We start from the raw sequence: 1,713 nt of genomic DNA, 5'->3' as shown, positions 1-1,713 counted from the left end.
AAGTGTGATTTTACAACTAATTACTTCGATAGACAAAGTATATATAGCTCCATCCATGGGCGTGCATACGCAAAAAATTGCAGAAAAACGACACATTGACGCAATGCGCGACGTTATCTTGAAAAGCTTCGCTTCGGGATGTTACTTAGTCAGTCAAATTAAATGGAGGCGCCGAGACAGATGCGACATGCATTAGAGTTTTTCCGGAAAGCAACACCTGCGCTGCGCGAACCCGCAGCGGAAGATGGAGCCGGAATCTGGGAGCTGGTGCGCTCATGCAAGCCGCTCGACGAAAACTCCATGTACTGCAATCTGATCCAGTGCGACCACTTCAGCGAGACCTGCGTGGTTGCCGAGATCGAGGAAGAAATAGCTGGCTGGGTTTCTGCCTACGTTCTGCCTGACGATCCGGAAACGCTGTTTGTCTGGCAGGTGGCGGTGTCGGAACACGCCCGCGGGACCGGGCTTGGCTCGCGGATGCTGAACGGCCTGCTGCTCCGCGAGGCCTGCGAAAACATCAAACGGCTGCAAACGACAATCACGCAAGAAAACAGAGCGTCCTGGGCATTGTTCCACACATTCGCAGCCAACCGGAGCGCGCCGCTGAAGAGCCGGCCCCACTTCACGCAGACCGGGCATTTCCGTGACCGCCAAAGTACCGAGCACATGATCACGATCGATTTCTCCGAGGCGCCCGGCAGCACAGCTTGAGGACGCATTAATCCATGTGGCGCCTGCCCGTTTTGACCTGCCTAGTTCCAAGAGGACACAATATGCCGACTGATACGTCAGCCGAGATTTCCATTTTCAAACGCCGTGAATCCGAAGCGCGCAGCTATTGCCGCGGCTTCGATGCGGTTTTCACCCATGCCAGCGGCTCTGAGTTGACTGACAGCACGGGACGCCGGCACATCGACTTTCTAGCCGGCTGCTCATCGCTCAACTACGGGCATAACGATCCGGACATGAAGGCAGCCCTGATTGAGCATATCTCGTCCGACGGCCTTACCCACGGCCTGGATCTGCATACCGATGCAAAGGCGGCGTTTCTGGACGCCTTCGACCAGCACATCCTGCGGCCGCACAACATGGACCACAAGGTGATGTTCACCGGCCCGACCGGCGCCAATGCCGTTGAGGCAGCCCTGAAACTGGCCCGCAAGGCGACCGGCCGCACCAATGTCATCGCCTTCACCAACGGCTTTCACGGCGTCACCCTGGGCGCCTTGGCGGCCACCGGCAACAGCTATCACCGTGGCGGTGCCGGCACCCCGTTGAACGGCGTTACCCGAATGCCCTATGACGGCTATTTCGGGGCGGACACCGATACCGCCGCCTATCTGGAGACGATGCTGGAAGACGCCTCCAGCGGCATTGATGCCCCGGCGGCGATCCTGCTGGAGACCGTGCAGGGCGAAGGCGGCCTGAACGCCGCGAGCCCCGAATGGGTGCTGCGTATCGCCGCGCTGGCCAAAAAGCACGGCGCCCTGCTGATCATCGACGACATCCAGGCCGGCTGCGGCCGTACCGGCGGCTTCTTCTCGTTTGAGGACATGGGGATCACACCGGACATCGTGACCCTGGCGAAATCGATCTCGGGCTTTGGCCTGCCGATGGCGCTGATGCTGGTGCGCCCCGCGCATGACATATTCGGCCCCGCCGAACACAACGGCACCTTCCGCGGCAACACTCATGCCTTTGTAACGGCCCGGG

At 59.5% G+C, this 1,713-nt stretch carries 2 protein-coding genes; both read left to right on the top strand.

From position 1 onward, the window contains the following. Positions 1 to 162 precede the first annotated feature (162 nt). Positions 163 to 711 carry a diaminobutyrate acetyltransferase gene (gene ectA, locus A2I95_RS35695; RefSeq protein WP_291737278.1) on the top strand — a complete coding sequence of 183 codons (549 nt, stop codon included), beginning with the start codon at positions 163 to 165 and terminating at the stop codon, positions 709 to 711. 62 nt (positions 712 to 773) lie between these two features. Then, positions 774 to 1,713: diaminobutyrate--2-oxoglutarate transaminase (locus A2I95_RS35690; protein WP_291737277.1), on the top strand; the 940-nt coding region annotated here is incomplete at its 3' end.

Source organism: Leisingera sp. F5, assembly GCF_001593695.1.
The sequence above is the reverse complement of the archived record's forward strand: the minus strand, read 5'-3'. Positions and strand labels throughout refer to the sequence as shown.

Excerpts from the sequence above, each read along its gene's own strand:
- ectA (WP_291737278.1), top strand. The coding sequence starts at position 163 with ATGGAGGCGCCGAGACAGATGCGACATGCATTAGAGTTTTTCCGGAAA.